Origin of the sequence: Modestobacter sp. VKM Ac-2979, assembly GCF_026967995.1 — a bacterium.
In the GTDB taxonomy this organism is placed as follows: domain Bacteria; phylum Actinomycetota; class Actinomycetes; order Mycobacteriales; family Geodermatophilaceae; genus Modestobacter.
The window spans coordinates 1-19,351 of the sequence record NZ_JAPVBO010000007.1 but is presented as its reverse complement, the minus strand read 5'-3'; the positions used below and the strand labels follow the sequence as shown (position 1 = coordinate 19,351).

The window sequence follows — 19,351 nt, the reverse complement described above, 5'->3', positions numbered from 1 at the left end:
CCGGTCAGACCCCGGCCGTCTCGGCGACAGCTGACGCGGCAGGCACGGGCAGCAGCGCGCGGGCGACCAGGTCGACGCCCTCGGTGTCGACCACCTCGGCCCGCACCACCTGTCCGGCGACCGCATCGGCGGGCACCCCGGAGACCGTCGTCGTGCCGTCGGCGTCCGGGTCCTGGTGGGCGGCGTGGCCGGCCCAGGTGCCGGGCTCGTCGTCGACCGACAGGTCCTCGGTCAGCAGCACCTCCACGGTGCTGCCGATCCGCTCCTCCGCACGCTGGGCGGTGAGCTCCTCGACCAGGTCGGTGATCCGCCGCACCCGGGCGTCGATCTCGTCCTGGTCCAGCTTGCCGGGCAGGCCGAGCGCCTCCGTGCCGTCCTCGTCGGAGTAGCCGAACACGCCGACGGCGTCCAGCCGCCCCTCGGTCAGGAACCGCTCGAGCTCGACGACGTCGTCCTCGGTCTCCCCCGGGAACCCGAGGATGACGTTGGTCCGGAAGCCCGCCCCGGGCGCCAGCGCCCGGGCCCGCTCGATGATGCCGAGGAAGTCCTCGGTGCCGCCGAAGCGCCGCATCCGGCGCAGCAGCGTCGGTGAGGAGTGCTGGAACGACAGGTCGAAGTAGGGGGCGATGCCCGGGGTCGCGGCGATCACCTCGAGCAGGCCCGGCCGCAGCTCCGCCGGCTGCAAGTAGGCCACCCGCACCCGGACGACGCCGTCGATCGCGGCCAGCTGGGGCAGCAGCTTCTCCAGCGAGCGGAGGTCGCCGGTGTCCTTGCCGTAGGAGGTCGAGTTCTCGCTGACCAGGACGATCTCGGTGACGCCCTGGGAGGCCAGCCACTGCGCCTCGCCGAGCACCTCACCGGCCGGCCGGGAGACGAACGACCCGCGGAAGGTGGGGATCGCGCAGAAGGAGCAGCGCCGGTCGCAGCCGGAGGCGATCTTCAACGCCGCGGACGGGCCGCTGGCCAGCCGCTTGCGCCGCAGCCAGTCGTGGCCGGGGATGGCCGGGGCGTCCGGGGCCTGCACCGCCGCGCTGCGCTGCACCGGGCTGATCGGCAGCAGGGTGCGCCGGTCCTGCGGCGTGTGCGGGACCAGCGGCCGGCCGGTGAGGACGTCGTCCAGCCGGTCGCCGATGGCGCCGTAGTCGTCGAAGCCCAGCACGGTGGCCTCCGGCAGCGCCCCGGCCAGCTCGGCGCCGTACCGCTCGGCCATGCAGCCGACGGCGATCACCTCGGCGCCGGAGTCGGTGGCGGCCAGGATCGCGTCGACCGAGTCCTTCTTCGCGCTCTCGATGAAGCCGCAGGTGTTCACCAGCACGGCGTCGGCGGCCTCGCCGTCGGCGACCAGCTCGTACCCGTCGCCGGCCAGCCGGCCGGCGAGCTCCTCGGAGTCGACCTCGTTGCGGGCGCAGCCGAGGGTGACGACGGCGACGCGCCGGGGAGCGGGACCGGCGGGCTGCCCTTCGGGGGATGTCATGGGTCTGGGCAGGGCTGGCACCGCACCATCGTAGGCGCCGTCCCACATCCCGCCCGGCGCCACCGGATCCCCCAGCTACTCGCTCCCGCGCAGCGTGAACATGACCGACTCCAGCTCGTCGGGCTTGATGAGCACGTCCCGGGCCTTGGAGCCCTCCGACGGCCCGACGATGCCGCGGCTCTCCATCAGGTCCATCAGCCGGCCCGCCTTGGCGAAGCCCACCCGCAGCTTGCGCTGCAGCATCGAGGTGGACCCGAACTGGCTGGTGACCACCAGCTCGACCGCCTGGACCAGCAGCTCCAGGTCGCTGCCGATGTCCTCGTCGATCTCCTTCTTCTCCCCCGCCGCGGCGGTGAAGACCTCCTCGCGGTACTCCGGCTCGGCCTGCCGCTTGGTGAACTCGACGACCGCCTCGATCTCGGCGTCCGAGACGTAGGCGCCCTGGACGCGGATCGGCTTGCCGGCGCCGATCGGCAGGAAGAGGGCGTCGCCCATGCCGATCAGCTTCTCCGCGCCGGGCTGGTCGAGGATGACCCGACTGTCGGTGAGGCTGGAGGTGGAGAAGGCCAGCCGGGAGGGCACGTTGGCCTTGATCAGGCCGGTGACGACGTCGACCGAGGGGCGCTGGGTGGCCAGCACCAGGTGGATGCCGGCGGCGCGGGCCTTCTGGGTGATCCGGACGATCGACTCCTCGACGTCCCGCGGGGCCACCATCATCAGGTCGGCGAGCTCGTCGACGATCGTGAGGATGTAGGGGTAGGGCTGGTAGACCCGCTCGCTGCCGGGCGGGGTGGTGATCTCCCCGCGCTCGACCTTCTTGTTGAAGTCGTCGATGTGCCGGACGCCGGTGGACCGCATGTCCTGGTAGCGCTGCTCCATCTCCTCGACCAGCCAGGCCAGCGCGGTCGCGGCCTTCTTGGGGTCGGTGATGATCGGCGTGATCAGGTGCGGGATGCCGTCGTAGGGCGTGAGCTCGACCATCTTCGGGTCGACCAGGATCATCCGCAGCTGGTCCGGGGTGGCCCGCAGCAGCAGCGAGGTCAGCAGCGAGTTGATGCAGCTGGACTTGCCGGCGCCGGTGGCGCCGGCCACCAGCAGGTGCGGCATCTTCGCGAGGTTCGCGCAGACGAAGCCGCCCTCGATGTCCTTGCCCAGGCCGACCAGCATCGGGTGCGGGTCCTGCTTGGCCACCTGCGAGCGCATGACGTCGCCGAGGCTGACGGTCTCGCGGTCGGTGTTGGGCACCTCGACGCCCACCGCGGACTTGCCCGGGATGGGCGCCAGGATCCGGATGTTGTCGTTGGCGACGGCGTAGGCGAGGTTCTTGGTCAGCGCGGTGATCTTCTCGACCTTGACCGCGTTGCCCAGCTCGATCTCGTAGCGGGTCACCGTCGGACCGCGGGTGTAGCTGGTGACGGCGGCGTCGATGTTGAACTGCTCGAGCACCCCGGTGATCGCCTCGATGGCGACGTCGTTGGCCTTGGACTTCGCCCGCGGCGGGGTGCCCGGGCGCAGCACGCTGACCGAGGGCAGCGTGTAGGCGCCCTCGACCGGCTGGATCCGGAGCTGCTCGGGCTCCTCGATCGGCGGCAGGTCCTCCGGCGGGGCCGTGCGGTCGATGATCGCCGGACGGCGGACCGGCACGGGCTCGGGGGCCGGCTCGTGGACGACCGCCTCCGGGGCGTCGTCCAGCGCGGCGGTGTCGATGATCCCGGTGTCCAGGGTGTCCTCGACCGCCGGGGCCGCGGCCTTGCGCCCTCTGCGGACCCGCGGGACCGGCTCGGTCGCCGGCTCCTCGTCCTGGTACTCGTCGTAGTCGTCGTACTCCTCGTCGCCGTCCCGGCCCAGCTGCCGGTCGGCCCACTCCCGCAGGCGTTCGGGCACCTGGTGCACCGGCGTGGCGGTGACGACGAGCACGCCGAAGAACGCGAGCAGGACCAGCAGCAGCACGGTGACGATCGGGCCGACGCCCGCGGTCAGCGGCATGCCGACCGCCCAGCCGAGCAGGCCGCCGGCGCCGGTCCGGTCCGCCGGGTCGGCGTCCGGTCCGACGACGTGGGCGACGCCGACGACGGCGGCGATCACGCTGAGCCAGCCGATCATCAGCCGCCCGCGCGACTCCGGGTGCGGGGGGTGCCGCAGCAGCCGCAGCGCGACCAGCAACAGCACCACCGGCAGTGCGACGGTGAGCGCGCCGATCGTCCACTCGACACCGGTGGCCAGGCCGGCGCCGACCGGACCGATCCCGCCGGTCCAGACCGCCGCGCCCAGCACGATCGCCAGGCCCAGCACGGCGAGGCCGACGCCGTCCCGGCGGTGCTCGGGGCCCAGCGGCTCGGCCTCCTCCGGCCGGGCGACCGAGCGGGCCACGCCGCCGGCGCCGCGGGCCAGCAGGCCCCAGGCGCCCGACGCGCCGCGCCAGAGACTGCCGGCGAGCGTGCCCTGCTTCTTCTTCGGCGGCGGCCGGCGGGCCGCGGTGGACCCGCGCTTGGCCGGGGGGCGCTTCTTGGCTGCGGTGCTGCCCGAGCGCGGGCGTGCGGGGGCGCTGCCGCGTGCAGGCGCCCGGTTCGACGTCGACGCGCGAGCAGGCATGCGTCAGACGGTAATCGGGATGCCGGTGGCCGGGGTCCATTCAGCGCCGCGTGTCCGGCTCGGGCTCAGCTGACACCCAGCCGCCCGGCTGGCTAGCGTGACCGGGTGACCGCCCCCGAGCAGACCCTCCCCCACGGCAGCTGGCCGACGCCGATCACCTCCGAGCTGGTGGTGCGCGCCTCGGCCAGGCTCGGCGAGGTCGTCGTGGACGGCGAGGACGTCTGGTGGGCCGAGGGCCGGCCCAGCGAGGGCGGCCGCACCGTGCTGGTCCGCCGCGCGCCGGACGGGACGACGACCGACCTGCTCCCCTCCCCCTGGAACGCCCGCACCCGGGTGCACGAGTACGGCGGTGGCGCCTGGACCGTGGCCGCCGGCACCGTGTGGTTCACCGACTTCGCCGACCAGCGGCTGTACCGGGTGGCGCCGGGCAGCAGCGAACCAGTGGCGGTCACCCCCGAGCCCGAGGTCCCCGCCGGCGTCCGGTTCGCCGACCTGCACGCCGACGGCGACGGCGTCCTGGCGGTCCGGGAGACCCACACCGCCTCCGGCCTGGCCACCGAGGTCGTCAACGAGGTGGTCCGGGTCGCCGCCGACGGCACCGTGGAGGTGCTGGTCAGCGGGCCGGACTTCGTCTCCGACCCGCGCCGGGAACCCGACGGCCCCGCGCTGGCCTTCCTGCGGTGGGACCACCCGGACATGCCGTGGGACGGTGCCCAGCTGGTGGTCCGGGATGGCGCGGGCGATGAGCACGTCATCGCCGGCGGGAACGGCGAGTCGGTCGTCCAGCCGGTCTGGGGAACGGACGCCGCGCTGTGGTGGCTCTCCGACCGCACCGACGTCTGGTCGCTGTACCGGCGCCGGCCGCACGGCGAGGTCGAGCTGGTGTTCGACGCCGGCAGCGACATCGCCGGGCCGCAGTGGGTCTTCGGGCAGAGCCGGTTCGACCTGCTGGACGACGGCCGGGTGGTGCTCGCCTACGGCCGGGACGGCGCCGACCGGCTCGCCGTGCTCGACACCGACGGCACGGCGCGCGAGTTCGACCTGCCGTACTCGGCCTTCGGTCAGGTGCGCCGTGCCTCCGGCCAGGATCACGGCGCCTCCGACGGCCTGGTCTGCGTCGCCGGCGGCCCGGCGTCCGAGGCGGTCGTCCTCCGGGTCGGCGTCGACGGTGCACCCGAGGTGCTCCGCCCGGCCCGCGACCTCGGCCTGGACCCGGCCTGGTTCTCCCGCCCCCAGCACGTCACCTTCCCCACCGAGCCCGGGCCCAGCGGGGTCGCCGAGGCCCACGCGCTGGTGTACCCGCCGACCAACCCGCAGGTCACCGGCCCGGACGACGAGCTGCCGCCACTCCTGGTCCTCGTGCACGGCGGGCCCACCGCCGCCGCCCGGTCGGTGCTGGACCTCGGCGTCCAGTACTGGACCTCCCGCGGGTTCGCCGTCGCCGACGTCGACTACCGCGGCTCCACCGGCTACGGCCGGCGCTACCGCGAGGCGTTGAAGGGGCAGTGGGGCGTCGCCGACCTGGACGACGTCGTCGCCTGCGCCCGGTACCTCTCCTCCGGCGACGGCCCCGCCGGGCTGCGCGTCGACCAGGCGCGGCTGGCGATCCGCGGCGGCTCCGCCGGCGGGTACACCACGCTGGCCGCGCTGACCTTCCGCCCGGGCGTCTTCGCCGCCGGAGCCAGCCACTACGGCGTCGCCGACCTGGCCGCGCTGGCCGCCGACACGCACAAGTTCGAGTCCCGCTATCTCGACGGGCTGATCGCACCGTGGCCCGCCGGCGCCGACGTCTACGCCGCGCGCTCGCCGATCAACGCGACCGACGCACTGGACACCCCGCTGGCGGTGTTCCAGGGCGACGAGGACCGGGTGGTGCCGCCCGAGCAGGCGGAGTTGATGGTCGCGGCCCTCCGCGCGAAGGGCGTGCCGCACGCCTACGTGCTCTTCGCCGGCGAGCAGCACGGCTTCCGCAAGGCGGAGAACATCCGCACCGCCCTGGACGGCGAGCTGTCCTTCTACGCCCAGGTGCTCGGCTTCGGCCTGCCCGAGGCAGAGGGGATCACCCCGATCGAGGTCGTGCGTCCGTAACGCGGGCACGACGCCCGGTGAACCGATCCGGTCCCAGCGCCGTACACACCGGTAGGGCATCCGGCGATCGGGAGGTGGGACATGGTGCGGCAGCTGCGACCGGCCGGGACCGGCCACCTCGACGTCCCGGCCGCCTACGCCGCGCACGGGCCGGAGCTCTACCGCTTCGCCCTGCGTCACCTCGGTGACCAGGGTGCTGCCCAGGACGTCGTGCAGGAGGTGTTCCTGCGGGCCTGGCGGTCCGCGGGGTCCTTCGACCCCGGGCTGGCCAGCTTGCGCACCTGGCTGTTCGCCATCGCCCGCAACCTGCTGGTCGACGAGGCGCGACGCGGCGCGGCCCGCCCGTGGCAGCGCCAGCTCACCGACGGCACCCGGCACGACGACCCCGGCCCACCCGGGCCTGCCCTGGACGAGCGGCTGGTCGACGCCTGGGTGGTCGAGGAGGCGCTGCGTCGGATCGGGGTCGAACACCGGGCCGCGATCGTGGAGACCCACCTGCGTGGCCGGCCGCACGCCGAGGTCGCGGCGGAGCTCGGCGTACCGGTGGGCACACTGCGCAGCAGGGTGTTCTACGGCCTGAAGGCACTGCGGCTGGCGATGGAGGAGATGGGGGTGGAACCGTGAACGAGGAACAGGCGCACCGTGCACTGCGCGAGGAGCTCGGCGTGTACGCCCTGGGTGCGGGCAGCCCCGACGAGCGCGCCGTGGTGCGGGCACACCTGGAAGGGTGTGCGGCCTGCCGCGCCGAGCTGGCCGAGCTGGCCCCGATCGCCGCCCGGCTCGCCGACGCCGACCCGGACCGACTCGACGAGGACCCGGCGCCCCCGCCCGGGCTGGCCGACGCCGTCCTGGCCCGGATCGCCGCCGAGGGCGCACTCCCCCGGGCCGATCCGGCCCGGCGCCGCCGACGGACCCGGCTCGCCGCCGGTTCGCTGGTGCTGGCCACGGCTGCCGCGGCCTTCGCCGTCGGCTGGCTGGTCCGGCCGGTCCCGCCCCCACCGCCGCTGGAGAACGTGGCCGTCGAGGTCACCGACCCGGACATCACCGCGACCGCCGACGTGGTGCCGCACACCTGGGGGGTGGAGGTGAAGCTCGCCGGAGCCGGCTTCACCGCCGGGGAGGTCTACCGGGTCGCCGTCCTCGAGGACGACGGGGACGCGGCCCCCGCCGGGGCCTTCCTCGGCACCGGCCCGGCGGAGCTGTTCTGCAACCTCAACTCCGCGGTCCTGCGCGCCGACGCCGAGGGCTTCCAGGTGGTCGACGCCAGCGGCGCGGTCGTGCTCCGCTCGACCTTCTGAGGACGAGTTCCTGAGCCGGTGAACGGGACGGCCCCGGGGTCCGTAGACCCCGTTGTCCGATCCCGAGACCAGGAGCCAGCCATGACCCGCACCCGCACAGCCCGCGCCGCCGTCGTCGTCGGAGCGATGGGCGTCGTCGTCCTCACCGGAACCGGCACCGCCTCCGCCGAGACGGAGGTGGCCGAGCCGTCGACGTTCACCAGTGCCTTCACCGCGATGGCCACGCCCGACGCGGTCGTCGACACCGACGGGGTGCCCACCCCGGGCGAGCCCGGCGCCTCCGGCACCTTCATGTACCGGATCAACTCCGACCTCGAGGTCCTCTGCTACGACATCACCCTCAGCGGGGTGACCCCGCCGTACCAGAGCGCGGCGAAGACCTCGACGCACATCCACGAGGCAGCGGCCGGCGAGTCCGGTCCGCCGCGGATCGCGCTGCCGGACCCGGTCGACGACGGCAGCGGCGAGCTGGTGAGCAGCGGCTGCCTGCAGGGCCCGTTCACCACCGGCGTCGCCCCCGACGGCACCGACACCGGCAGCGGGTTCTCCCTCGCCGAGATCGAGGCCGACCCGTCGGCGTTCGCCACCGACAACCACACCGCGGCCTTCGTCGCGGGCGCGGTGCGCGGGCAGCTGGCCCAGGTGCCGATCGGCGGCATCGAGACCGGCGCCGGCGGGACGGCGGAGGACGGGACGTCCGGCGCACCGCTGGCCGCGCTCGGCGGCTCCCTCGCCCTGGTCGGGGCAGCGGCGTTCGGGCTGCACCGCCGCGCGGTCCGGGGCTGACCCGTGCGCCCCGGACGCGGGACCCTGCTGGCCGGCTGCGCGGCCCTCGCCCTCAGCGGGTGCGGCGGCCCGGTGAGCGGTCCCGCGGCCGGGGCACCGGCCGGTGCCGTCGCGCCGGTGACCAGCTCGCCGCCGGCGGCATCCGCACCGGCGGCGGTCGGCGCCACGGTGCTCGACCCGGCCGCGGTGCCGGGACCGGAGTCGCTCTCGATCCCGGCCATCGGGGTCCGGCGCGACCTGGTCGACCTGGGCCTGGCCGCTGACGGCACGGCCGAGGCGCCGGCGGACTTCGACGACGTGGGGTGGTTCACCGGCGGAGGCCGGCCGGGGTCACGGGGCCCGACCGTCCTCCTCGGTCACGTCGACTCCACGGCCGGTCCGGCGGTCTTCGCCGACCTGCGGGACCTCGTGCCGGGCGACGTCGTCGAGGTGACCGTCGCCGGCGGCGCCGTCGCCCGGTACGAGGTGACCGGCAGCGAGCAGGTGGCCAAGGACGAGTTCCCGACGGCGGCGGTGTTCGGCGCGACGACGGAGGACGTGCTGAGGCTGGTCACCTGCACCGGCGACTTCGACCGCGGCGCGCGCAGCTACGTCGACAACCTGGTGGTCACCGCCGAGCGCGTCAGCTGACCCGGCGACGTCGTCGTCCCGATCCGCTCCCGGCTAGACCTCGAGGACGGTCGGGATGATCATCGGGCGGCGGCGGTAGGCGTCCGACACCCACTTGCCGACCGTCCGGCGGATCACCTGGGACAGCCGGTGGGCGTCGACCTGCTCGTCGGCCGCCAGGGCCCGCTTCAGCTCCTCCTCCACCAGGGCGAGCACCTCGGTGAAGGCGGCCGGGTCGTCGGAGAAGCCCCGGGTCGACAGGTGCACCGGCCGGACGATGGTGCGGGTCGAGGGCTCGATGACCACGGTCAGCGCGACGAAGCCCTCGTCCCCGAGGATCCGCCGCGCCTGCAGGGACTCCTCGCCGACGTCGCCGACGTTGAGCCCGTCGACGTAGACGTTGCCGATCGGCACGCTGCCCACGATCGACGCCTTGCCGTCGACCAGGTCGACGACGACGCCGTCCTCGGCCAGCAGGATGCGGTCGCGGCTCATCCCGGTCTCCTGAGCCAGCGCGGCGTGCGCCCGCAGGTGCCGCCACTCCCCGTGCACCGGCATCAGGTACTTCGGCTTGGCCACGTTGAGCAGGGTGCGCAGCTCCCCGGCCGGGGCGTGCCCGGAGACGTGCACCCGGGCCGTCTCCTTGTGCACGACGGTGGCGCCGAGCCGGGCCAGGCCGTTGATCACCTTGTAGACGGCGGTCTCGTTCCCGGGCACCAGCGAGGACGCCAGGATGATCGTGTCGCCGGCCTCGATGGTGACCTGGTGGTGGTCACCGCGGGCCATCCGGCCGAGCGCGGACAGCGGCTCCCCCTGCGAGCCGGTGCTGACCAGCACCACCTGCTCCGGGGGCATCGCGGTGGCCTCGTCGAGCTTGACCATCAGCCCGGGAGGCACCCGGAGCAGGCCGAGGTCCTGGGCGACCCCCATGTTGCGGACCATCGAACGGCCCACCAGCGCGACCTTGCGCCCGTGCTCGGCCGCGCAGTCGAGCACCTGCTGGATGCGGTGCACGTGGCTGGCGAAGCTGGAGACGATCAGCCGCTGGGAGGCGCGCTCGAACACCGAGCCCAGCACCGGGCCGATGCTGCGCTCGGAGGTGACGAACCCGGGCACCTCGGCGTTGGTGGAGTCACTCAGCAGCAGGTCGATGCCCTCGACCCCGAGCCGGGCGAAGGCGCCGAGGTCGGTCAGCACGCCGTCGAGGGGCAGCTGGTCCATCTTGAAGTCGCCGGTGTGCACGAGGGTGCCCGCCGGGGTGTGCACCGCGACGGCGAGTGCGTCGGGGATGGAGTGGTTGACGCTGATGTACTCGCAGTGGAACGGCCCGGCCAGGTGGTCGTCCCCGGCCGCCACCTCGACCAGCACCGGGTCGATCCGGTGCTCGCGCAGCTTGGCCTTGACCAGCGCGAGGGTGAACCGGGAGCCGACCAGGGGGATGTCGGCGCGCAGCCGGAGCAGGTAGGGGACGGCGCCGATGTGGTCCTCGTGCCCGTGGGTGAGGACGACGGCGGCGATGTCGTCCATCCGGTGCTCGATGACCCCGAAGTCGGGCAGGATCAGGTCGACGCCGGGCTGCTCCGCCTCGGGGAAGAGCACCCCGCAGTCGATGATCAGCAGCTGGCCGTCGAACTCGAGCACGGCCATGTTCCGGCCGATCTCCCCCAGCCCGCCCAGCGCCATCACCCGCAGGCCGCCGGCCGGGAGGGGCGGCGGGGCCTTCAGGTCCAGGTGGGGCTGCGGGGAGTTCGACGTCGTCACAGCACGACACCTCCGGCGGCGAGGTCCACGCGCAGCTGCGCCACCTGTTCCTCGGTGGCGTCCACGAGCGGCGGGCGCACCGGGCCGGACGGGAGCCCGAGCTCGCGCAGCGCCGCCTTGACCATGATCGTGCCCTGGGTGCGGAAGATGCCGGTGTACACCGGCAGCAGCTCGTCGTTGACCTCCCGCGCCCGGGCCAGGTCGCCGGCCTCGACGGCGGCGATCAGCTCGGCCAGCCGGGTGCCGACCAGGTGCCCGACGACGCTCACCACGCCGACGGCGCCGACGGCGAGCAGCGGCAGGTTCAGCATGTCCTCGCCGGAGTAGTAGGCGAGGTCGGTGCGGGCCAGGGTCTGCATGAGGGCGCCGAAGTCGCCCTTGGCGTCCTTGACCGCGACGATGTTCGGGTGCTCCGCGGCGCGGACCAGCGTCTCCACCTCGATGGGGACCACCGAGCGCGGCGGGATGTCGTAGAGCATCACCGGCAGGTCCGTGGAGTCGGCGACCGCGGTGAAGTGCCGCAGCAGCCCGGCCTGCGGGGGCTTGTTGTAGTACGGGGTGACGACGAGCAGGCCGTGCACACCGAGCCGGGCCGCCGACTGGGCCTTCTCGATGGAGTGCGCGGTGTCGTTCGTGCCGACGCCGGCGACCACCATGGCCCGGTCACCGACGGCGTCCAGCACGGCCTCGAGCACGGCGTGCTGCTCGCCGTCGCTGATGGTCGGCGACTCACCCGTGGTCCCGAAGACGACCAGGCCGTCGTGCGACTGCCGGTCGACGAGGTGCGAGGCGAGCTCCTGGGCGCCGGCGAGGTCGATCGTGCCGTCCTCGGCGAGCGGGGTGACCATCGCCGTGAGCACGCGCCCGAACGGTCGGGCGGGGTCCGTGGTCGTGGCCGTGGTCATGGCCTGGAATCTACCGGCCCGCCCCGACACCGCCGGACCGCCCTGCGGCGGCCCAGGCCTGTTCGTGCTCGGCGAGGACGCGGGCCACGGGGTCCGCGGCGGCCGTCCCCCGTCCCCACTGGGTGACCCGGAAGCGGAGCCCGGTCGTCGACTCGGACCAACCGCGGTCGGGCACCCGCGTACCCGGCGCCCAGTCCGGGCCCGGGCGGGGTGCCCAGGTGTCACCCGGCAGCTGCACGTCGACCTCGGTCACCACCAGCTCGTCGGCGTACGGGAGGAACGCGCCGTAGACCGCCCCGCCGCCGATCACCCACAGGTCGCCGTCCAGCGCGAGCGCCTCGGTCACCGACCGGACCACCTCGGCCCCCGGCTCGGCCGGGTCCAGCGTCGAGCTGAGCACCACGTTGCGGCGGCCCGGCAGCGGCCGGAACCGGGCCGGGAGCGACTCCCAGGTACGGCGGCCCATGACCACGGTGTCGCCCACGGTCAGCGCCTTGAACAACCGCAGGTCCTCGGGCAGGTGCCAGGGCAGCGCGCCGTCCGCGCCGATGACGCCGTCGGTGGTCTGGGCCCAGACCATCCGCACCGAGCGCCGCGGGGTCGCCGGTTCGGTCACACCGCCACCGCACCCCGGATGGCCGGGTGGTGCCGGTAGTCGACGACGCGGAAGTCCTCGTAGCGGTGGTCGAACAGCGACGGCGCCGGGTCGATCTCCAGCTGCGGGAAGGGCAGCACCTCCCGGGAGAGCTGCTCGCGCACCTGGGGCAGGTGGTTGCGGTAGATGTGGCAGTCCCCGCCGACCCAGATGAAGTCACCCGGCTCGAGGCCGACCTGCTGGGCGACCATCCGGGTCAGCAGCGCGTAGCTGGCGATGTTGAACGGGACGCCGAGGAACAGGTCGGCGCTGCGCTGGTAGAGCTGGCAGGAGAGCTTGCCGTCGGCGACGTGGAACTGGAACAGCGCGTGGCAGGGAGCCAGCGCCATCTCCGGCAGAGCGGCCACGTTCCACGCCGAGACCACCATCCGCCGGGAGTCCGGATCGGTGCGCAGCGTGTCCAGGACGGCGGAGAGCTGGTCGATCGACCCGCCGTCCGGCGTGGGCCAGGACCGCCACTGGACGCCGTAGACCGGGCCCAGGCTGCCGTCCTCGGCCGCCCACTCGTCCCAGATCGAGACGCCGTGCTCCTTCAGCCAGCCGACGTTGCCCTCGCCGCGCAGGAACCACAGCAGCTCGTAGGCGATCGACTTGAAGTGCACCGACTTCGTCGTCACCAGCGGGAAGGAGCTGGACAGGTCGTAGCGCAGCCGCTCCCCGAACAGGCTCAGCGTGCCGGTGCCGGTGCGGTCGTCTTTCGGCGTCCCGGTCTCCAGGACCCGGCGGAGCAGGTCCTCGTACTGCGTGTCGACCTCCGGCTGGACGGCCACGTCGGGCATGTCGACTCCTCGTCGCGATCGTGGGTGGGGATGGAACGGTGGCGGGTCAGCCCTCGGCGACCAGCGGGCTCGCGGCGACGGCGGTGCCGTCGGAGAGCTCGCTGATCCGGAAGTCACCGAAGACGTGCGGGGCGGCGTCCTGCAGCTCGCGCAGGCAGGCGATGGCCAGCTCGCGGATCTCGACGTCGGCGTGCTCGCTGGCCCGCATGGCCACGAAGTGCCGCCAGGCCCGGTAGTTGCCGGTGACGACGATGCGGGTCTCGGTGGCGTTCGGCAGCACCGAACGGGCTGCCTGCCGGGCCTGCTTGCGGCGCAGCGTCGCGTTCGGGACGTCGGCGAAGCGCTTCTCCAGCCCCTCGAGCAGCTCGGCGTAGGCGGCCAGTGCGGCATCGGTGGCGGCGAGGAACTTCTCGTGCAGCTCGGGGTCCTCGGCGATGACCGCCGGCTCGACGACGGCGGCGTCCTGCTCGGGCACGTAGCGCTGGGACAGCTGGCTGTAGGAGAAGTGCCGGTGCCGGATCAGCTCGTGGGTCAGCGACCGCGAGACGCCGGAGAGGTACATGGTCACGGTGCCGTGCTCGAGCACCGACAGGTGGCCGACCTCGAGGATGTGCCGCAGGTAACCCTCGTTGGTCGCCGTGGTCGGGTTCGGCTTGGTCCAGGACTGGTAGCAGGCCCGCCCGGCGAACTCCGCGAGCGCCTGCCCGCCGTCGGCGTCGGTCTCCCAGGGCACGTCCGCCGGCGGGGTGAACTGCGTCTGCGCGACGACCTGCACCTTCAGGGGGGCGATGGCGGGCACCTGTCGAGCGTACGGGGGGAGGCCGCTGTCCCCTGCAGCAGCAGGGAGCCGCTGGACCCGGAGGACGACAGCAGCACCACCCGCCTCACCCCGGCCACGACCTTCGCCGACGTCACGGTGCCGCTTGATGTGACGTCACAGTGGTGCCATACTGACATCATGGAGAACTGGACACACCTCGAGGACCTGCAGAAGGCCGTCGCACCACGTTCGCCGAAGACGCCGCCCGACGCACAGCCGCGCACCCGGCACCGCCACGGTCGCCGTCCACGCTGGCTCGGCGGCGGGTCGCAGTGAGCCACCCCTCCCCCGAGCCAGCGCCGACGCAGCCGACCCCGCCGATCGCACGGCCGCAGCTGACGTCACGATGGCGGCCATGGACCTGACCGACTACGTCGACGCCCTCCGCAGCTCACTGACCGCGGCCGCGGCAGCCGGCACCGAGCAGGCGCAGGAGACCGCCCGACTGCTCGCCGATGCGCTGGAACCCGCCGTCCGGCTCACCCTCACCGAGGCCCTCTCGGCGATGGCCGCAGAGGTCACCGCCGCCTGGGACGGCGGGCTGGTCGACATCCGGGTCCGCGGCCGCGACCCCGAGGTCGTCGTCGTCCACGCCCCCGATCCCGGCCACGAGCCGGAGCCGGCCCCGAGTCCTCCGCTCGACGAGCCCGAGGCCGACGACGACGGGGCCGTCGCCCGGATCAGCCTCCGGCTCCCCGAGGCACTGAAGTCCCGCGCCGAGACGGCCGCCGCCGCGGCCGGCCTCTCGCTCAACGCCTGGCTCGTCCGCTCCGTCGCCGACGGCCTGCGGGAACCGACCGACCCGCCGCGCTCCGCGCGCGGCCCTCGCCGCTACTCCGGCTTCGCCCGGAGCTGACAGACCTGGAGTCCCCGTGACCGTCCGAACCCACCGCTTCCCGCCGGCGGACCCACCCCGCACGATCGAGGTGCGCAACCCTGCCGGTCAGGTCGCGGTCCGCGCGGTGGAGGGCGCCACCGAGGTGGTGGTCACCGTCCAGGCGCTCGACGGAGCCGGCGCGCAGCTGCTCGACCGCATCGATGTGTCGGCCACCGGCACCGCGCTGCGTGTCGCGGTGCCCGAACGACGCATGGCCCGGACCCCGCGGTACGGGGTCGAGGTGACCACCCCGCCGGACGCGGACGTCACCATCGCGACCGCGTCCGGCGGTGCGGAACTGAGCGGGTCTCACGGCCGCGTCACCGTCACCACCGCCAGCGGTGACGTCACGGTCGAACACGCCGCCGAGCTCCGGGTCCGCTCGGCCAGCGGGGACGTGCGGACCAACCGGGTCGACGGTCCGCTCACGATCACGACCGCCTCCAGCGACCTGCACCTGGACGACGTCCGTGGCCCGGTCGACGTGCGCACCGCCTCCGGCGACGTGGTGCTCGGCCGGGTGGCGACCGACGTGTCCGCGAAGACGGCGTCGGGGGACGTCCGGGTGGAGCGGGCCGTCTCGGGCACGGTCCGGGTCACCACGGTCTCCGGCGACACGACGATCGCCGTCGAGCCCGGCCTGCGGGTGTGGCTCGACGTGCAGAGCATCTCCGGCCGGTTGACCTCCGACCTCGACGCCGACACCCCCGGCTCGGACGCGACGCAGGGAGAACCTCTCTCCCTCCTGCTCACCTCGGTCTCCGGCGACCTGCGCCTGCGCCGCGCCGCTGCTGCCCCGGGGCGCTGATCCAGGAGCCGTTCAGCTGGGGACGGCGCCGCCGGCGAGGGCGGAGCCCAGGACGGGGGCCAGGTCACCCGGGCCGGCCACCACCACCTCGTCCAGGGCCATCCAGTCGGCCATCAGCCGTAGCTCGTCGGCCAGTGCGGCGGCGACCTCGGCGGTGTCGACACCCGGCTCGGCGAAAGCGCCCTGCACCCGCAGCACGCCGGCCTGCCGGTCGGCCTTCAGGTCGACGCGGGCGACGAGCCGGTCGCCGAGCAGGAACGGCAGCACGTAGTAGCCGTGCACCCGCTTCGCGGCCGGCGTGTAGATCTCCAGCCGGTAGCGGAACCCGAAGATGCGCTCGACCCGCGGCCGCTCCCACACCAGGGAGTCGAACGGGGAGAGCAGCGCACGGGCCCGGACCCAGCGTGGCCGTCGTGCCTGCGGGTCCAGCCAGGCCGGCCGGTTCCAGCCCACCACCTCGACCGGTTGCAGCTCGCCGGCGTCGGCCAGCTCGGCGATGGCCGTCCGGGCGTCGACCGGGGCGAGCCGGAAGTAGTCGCGCAGGTCGAACTCGGTGGCCACCCCCAGCGCCCGGGCCGCCGTGCGGACCAGCTCCCGGACGGCGTCCGGCCGCTCCGGGGTCGGCGCCTGGTACACGGCGCGCGGCAGGACCCGCTCCGGGAGGTCGTAGACCCGCTCGAAGCCGGCCGTGCGCCCGCGCGCGGTGAGCGCACCGGTGAAGAACAGGTACTCCAGCGCGGCCTTGCCGGCGTGCCAGTTCCACATGCTGCCCGGCCGGTTGGGCCGTTCCTCCTGCAGCTGGCTGGCCCGGATCGGCCCGTCGGTGCGCACCCGCGCCAGCAGTGCCGCCACGTACTCCGGGCGCTCCTGCTGCACCCGGGTCATCGAGCCCCACGCCTCCCGGTCGGCCGCGGCCATCCGCCAGCGCAGGTGCGGGTGGAGCCGGGCCGGCAGGAACGACGCCTCGTGCGCCCAGTACTCGAAGACGTCGTGCCGCCGGTTGGAGACGGCGTCGAGGTCGCTGCGCGGGTAGGGACCCAGCCGACTGAAGAAGGGGAGGTAGTGCGACCGGGACAGCACGTTGACCGAGTCGATCTGCACCACGGCCAGCCGCTCGGCGGTCCGGCGCAGCTGCCGGGTGCCGACGCTGCCGGTGGGCCGCGGCTCGGCGAAACCCTGGGCGGCCAGGGCGATGCGGCGGGCCAGCCCGGCGGGCAGCCGCTCGACGGAGGACGTCACCCCGCCGATCCTGCCCTGCCGGTCCGACGCTCCGGTCGGCCAGCGCCCGGACGGCTCAGGAGTAGTCCGCGTGGACCCGCCGCTGGACGCCGTCCACGGTGACGCTGCCGCCGTGCGGCAGGACCCACTGCGGCCGGGTGTGCCCGAACGGGACCCCGGTGCAGACCACCGCCTCCGGGTTGTAGCGCGCGACGAGTTCGACGACGACGTCCCGTTGCTCCGCACGCAGGCGGGTGCGCTCCTCCGGAGCCGGGCGACGGCTGAGGTCCGAGACCGGTGGTCGGGCGAGCAGGACGGCAGCGACCGCACCGAGGATGCCGCGCCCCCCGAGCGATCGGACGATCCAGCCGACCTCGCGCGCCGGCAGCAGCTCCTCCGAGGTCTCCAGGAGCAGCACCCCGCCCTCGAGCACAGCGGCGTCGAAGGGGAACCTGCCCGCGGTGAGGACCCACTGGAGGACCTCCAGACAGCCACCCCAGGTGCCCCCGGTGACCGTGCGAGCGGGGCCGTCCCAGGCCCAGGGCTCGGTCGCCTCCCGCTCGCCGAACGACTCCAGCGCACGGGGGTCGTCCCAGTCGACGCCCACGTCCTCCGACTCCCCCGGGTCGGTGACCTCCAGCGACCCGCCGGTCGTCAGCGCGGCGCGCAGCGAGCGCGCGTGCACGTCGTCGACGCCGGGACCGGGTCCCAGGTGCACCTGGGAGGACCCGCCGTAGAAGCTCGCGACGCCGTTCGCCCACAACCACTGGTGGAGGTTGGTGTTGTCGCTGGTGCCGAGGAACGGCTTGGGATCGGCGCACGGCAGCCGGCTGTCCAGGTGCGAGATGACCGTGATCTGGTCCTCGCCGCCGATGGAGGCCAGGATGCCGCGGATCGAGGGATCGGCGAAGGCCGCGTTGATGTCGGCCGCCCGCGCCTGGGCCGAGGCGCCGACCTGCCGCGTGGTCGGGTACTCCACCGGGACGAGACCGGTCACCTCGGCGAGCCGCCGCATCCCCTGCTCGTGCACTGCCGGGTACACCCCCGGCGCGGCGAACGACGGCGACAGGACGGCGATCCGGTCTCCCGCCCGGGCCTTCGGTGGCTGGACGACCTCGTGCTCCATGGCCCGGGATCCAAGCAGACCCAGGCAGTCGGCCCCCGCGGACGCCGAGGCCGGTCACCCGACCCACCGCCTACGCTGCCCCGATGGAGCTGCCGAAGGGACGCGGACTGACCGGCCGCGCCGACGTGTCCGTACGACCGGCGGCCGCCGCGGACGCGGAGGCGATCGCCCGCGTCCAGGTGGTCACCTGGCGGACCGCCTACCGCTCCCTCCTCCCGGCACAGGTGCTCGACGAGTGGGACGACGACGCCGCCACGACGACCTGGCGGACGGCGGTGGCCGCGCCCCCGACGTCCGAACACGGCGTGCTGGTCGCCGTGGAGTCGGGGACCGTGGTCGGGTTCGCCGCCTACGGCCCCACGGACGACCCCGACGTCGTCGACCTCGCCACTCTGCTCGTCGAGCCCCGCTGGGGCCGGCGTGGTCACGGGAGCCGACTGCTCGCTGCGGTCGCCGACCTGGCCACCGAGCGCAGGGTCCGCTCCCTGCACACATGGGTCCCCGAGGACGACCTGGTGACCGGACGGTTCCTCGGCTCGGCGGGCTGGGCAACGGACGGGTGGACACGGACGCTGGACACCGGCGCCGCCCCGCTGTCCCAGCTCCGCTGGACGACGCGGCTGGACGACGACGAGCACGACGAGGAGCGAGCAGCACCGTGACGTTCTCCGGCTTCCCCGACGAAGCCCTGGTCTTCTACGAGGGCCTCGAGGCGGACAACAGCAAGACCTACTGGACCCAGCACCGGGCGAGCTACGACGAACACGTCCGGGCGCCGCTCCAGGCGCTGGCCGACGAGCTCGCGCCGGAGTTCGGTACGCCCAAGCTCTTCCGGCCGTACCGGGACGTGCGCTTCAGCAAGGACAAGACGCCCTACAAGACCCACCAGGGGGCGGTGTTCCACCCGGACGGCGCGGGGCTGGGCTCGGTCTACGTGCAGGTGTCCGCAGACGGTCTGCGCGTCGCGGGTGGCTCCTGGCGTCTGCAGCCCGACCAGGTGGAGCGGTACCGCCGGGCCGTCGGCGACGACGTGCAGGGCGCCCGGCTGGCGGACGTGGTGCGCCTGCTGCGCCACGCGGGCTACGAGGTCGACGGGGACACGCTGATCCGGACTCCACGGGGCTGGCCGGCGGACCACCCGCGGATCGAGTTGCTCCGGCACAAGTCCTTGCACGGCGCCCAGCAGTGGGCGCCGGCGGACTGGCTGCACACCCGCGCGGCGCTCGAGCGGGTCCGCGACGCGTGGCGCGCCTTCTCCCCGCTGAACCGGTGGCTCGACGAGAACGTCGGGGCCACCAGCACACCGGCCGATCGCCGTCGTTGACCGGTTGCGTCACGTGACGTGGCGCCCACGGTGGGCGGCCCGCCGGTCGATGCCGGGCCCATGACGCCGTCCCATTGCTCCACCGACACCGGGACCGGCCCGGTGAGGACCGTTCGTACAGCGCATGAAACGGCGCCCGCGATGCCGGCCCGGGAATGCAGGAACGGGGCCACAGCCGTAGCTGTGACCCCGTCCTGGGAGTTATGTCCGGCGGCGTCCTACTCTCCCACC

At 74.1% G+C, this 19,351-nt stretch carries 19 protein-coding genes; 10 read left to right on the top strand and 9 right to left on the bottom strand.

All coding sequences use genetic code 11. The annotated features are described in order from the left end of the window. Positions 1-4: 4 nt before the first annotated feature. Together rimO and O2W15_RS19695 are read right to left on the bottom strand one after the other, a co-directional pair. Positions 5-1,474 carry a 30S ribosomal protein S12 methylthiotransferase RimO gene (gene rimO / locus O2W15_RS19700; RefSeq protein WP_269180627.1) on the bottom strand — a complete coding sequence of 490 codons (1,470 nt, stop codon included), beginning with the start codon at positions 1,472-1,474 and terminating at the stop codon, positions 5-7. A gap of 75 nt (positions 1,475-1,549) precedes the next feature. After that, positions 1,550-4,066, bottom strand: a complete 2,517-nt coding sequence (locus O2W15_RS19695; RefSeq protein WP_269180626.1) for a DNA translocase FtsK — start codon at positions 4,064-4,066, stop codon at positions 1,550-1,552. A 105-nt stretch (positions 4,067-4,171) separates the two neighbouring features. On the opposite strand from O2W15_RS19695, the gene O2W15_RS19690 reads away from it, so the two are divergent. From O2W15_RS19690 to O2W15_RS19670, 5 genes are all read left to right on the top strand, one after another. Further along, positions 4,172-6,154 carry a S9 family peptidase gene (locus tag O2W15_RS19690; protein ID WP_269180625.1) on the top strand — a complete coding sequence of 661 codons (1,983 nt, stop codon included), beginning with the start codon at positions 4,172-4,174 and terminating at the stop codon, positions 6,152-6,154. An 81-nt stretch (positions 6,155-6,235) separates the two neighbouring features. After that, positions 6,236-6,778 carry a sigma-70 family RNA polymerase sigma factor gene (locus tag O2W15_RS19685; RefSeq protein WP_269180624.1) on the top strand — a complete coding sequence of 181 codons (543 nt, stop codon included), beginning with the start codon at positions 6,236-6,238 and terminating at the stop codon, positions 6,776-6,778. Then, the gene (locus O2W15_RS19680; RefSeq protein WP_269180623.1) at positions 6,775-7,452 is read left to right on the top strand and encodes an anti-sigma factor family protein; all 678 of its coding nucleotides are present in this window, start codon (positions 6,775-6,777) and stop codon (positions 7,450-7,452) included. Before O2W15_RS19685 ends, O2W15_RS19680 begins: the two co-directional genes overlap by 4 nt. Positions 7,453-7,533: 81 nt before the next feature. Then, complete coding sequence (locus tag O2W15_RS19675; RefSeq protein WP_269180622.1) at positions 7,534-8,238, top strand: CHRD domain-containing protein; 705 nt, start codon at positions 7,534-7,536, stop codon at positions 8,236-8,238. Positions 8,239-8,310: 72 nt separating this feature from the next. Beyond that, entirely contained in the window at positions 8,311-8,868 is a 558-nt protein-coding gene (locus O2W15_RS19670) for a class F sortase (RefSeq protein WP_269180621.1), read from the top strand. Positions 8,869-8,901: 33 nt separating this feature from the next. On the opposite strand, the gene O2W15_RS19665 is transcribed toward O2W15_RS19670, so the two are convergent. Genes O2W15_RS19665 through thyX form a run of 5 tightly spaced genes read right to left on the bottom strand, consistent with a single transcriptional unit; the run spans position 8,902 to position 13,746 of the window. Next, a complete protein-coding gene (locus tag O2W15_RS19665; protein WP_269180620.1) occupies positions 8,902-10,608 on the bottom strand; it encodes a ribonuclease J in 1,707 nt (568 codons plus the stop codon). Further along, complete coding sequence (dapA, locus tag O2W15_RS19660; protein ID WP_269180619.1) at positions 10,605-11,513, bottom strand: 4-hydroxy-tetrahydrodipicolinate synthase; 909 nt, start codon at positions 11,511-11,513, stop codon at positions 10,605-10,607. The genes O2W15_RS19665 and dapA overlap by 4 nt, the downstream gene beginning before the upstream one ends. 10 nt (positions 11,514-11,523) lie before the next feature. Then, positions 11,524-12,129, bottom strand: a complete 606-nt coding sequence (locus O2W15_RS19655; protein WP_269180618.1) for a dihydrofolate reductase — start codon at positions 12,127-12,129, stop codon at positions 11,524-11,526. Then, positions 12,126-12,947, bottom strand: coding sequence for a thymidylate synthase (locus tag O2W15_RS19650; RefSeq protein ID WP_269180617.1), 822 nt, complete (start codon positions 12,945-12,947; stop codon positions 12,126-12,128). Before O2W15_RS19650 ends, O2W15_RS19655 begins: the two co-directional genes overlap by 4 nt. A 46-nt stretch (positions 12,948-12,993) precedes the next feature. Continuing rightward, positions 12,994-13,746 carry an FAD-dependent thymidylate synthase gene (gene thyX / locus O2W15_RS19645; RefSeq protein WP_269163524.1) on the bottom strand — a complete coding sequence of 251 codons (753 nt, stop codon included), beginning with the start codon at positions 13,744-13,746 and terminating at the stop codon, positions 12,994-12,996. Between the two features lie 159 nt (positions 13,747-13,905). On the opposite strand from thyX, the gene O2W15_RS19640 reads away from it, so the two are divergent. The 3 genes from O2W15_RS19640 (at position 13,906) to O2W15_RS19630 (ending at position 15,452) form a co-directional block, all read left to right on the top strand. Then, positions 13,906-14,043, top strand: a complete 138-nt coding sequence (locus O2W15_RS19640) for a hypothetical protein (RefSeq protein WP_269167890.1) — start codon at positions 13,906-13,908, stop codon at positions 14,041-14,043. 79 nt (positions 14,044-14,122) lie between these two features. Next, positions 14,123-14,623, top strand: coding sequence for a toxin-antitoxin system HicB family antitoxin (locus tag O2W15_RS19635; protein ID WP_269180616.1), 501 nt, complete (start codon positions 14,123-14,125; stop codon positions 14,621-14,623). Positions 14,624-14,639: 16 nt separating this feature from the next. Continuing rightward, positions 14,640-15,452: a DUF4097 family beta strand repeat-containing protein gene (locus tag O2W15_RS19630; protein WP_269180615.1), complete on the top strand. Its 813-nt coding sequence runs from the start codon at positions 14,640-14,642 to the stop codon at positions 15,450-15,452. A gap of 12 nt (positions 15,453-15,464) precedes the next feature. Here the strand turns inward: O2W15_RS19630 and O2W15_RS19625 are convergent, their stop codons facing one another. Both O2W15_RS19625 and O2W15_RS19620 read right to left on the bottom strand, forming a co-directional pair. Further along, entirely contained in the window at positions 15,465-16,691 is a 1,227-nt protein-coding gene (locus O2W15_RS19625) for a winged helix-turn-helix domain-containing protein (RefSeq protein WP_269180614.1), read from the bottom strand. Between the two features lie 55 nt (positions 16,692-16,746). Then, positions 16,747-17,796: an LD-carboxypeptidase gene (locus O2W15_RS19620; protein ID WP_269180613.1), complete on the bottom strand. Its 1,050-nt coding sequence runs from the start codon at positions 17,794-17,796 to the stop codon at positions 16,747-16,749. A gap of 83 nt (positions 17,797-17,879) precedes the next feature. Between O2W15_RS19620 and O2W15_RS19615 the strand changes: the two genes are divergently transcribed. Both O2W15_RS19615 and O2W15_RS19610 read left to right on the top strand, forming a co-directional pair. Further along, positions 17,880-18,458, top strand: coding sequence for a GNAT family N-acetyltransferase (locus O2W15_RS19615; protein ID WP_269180612.1), 579 nt, complete (start codon positions 17,880-17,882; stop codon positions 18,456-18,458). Next, positions 18,455-19,120 (top strand): DUF2461 domain-containing protein, encoded by a 666-nt coding sequence (locus O2W15_RS19610; protein WP_269180611.1) that lies wholly within the window; start codon positions 18,455-18,457, stop codon positions 19,118-19,120. Before O2W15_RS19615 ends, O2W15_RS19610 begins: the two co-directional genes overlap by 4 nt. Positions 19,121-19,351 lie beyond the last annotated feature (231 nt).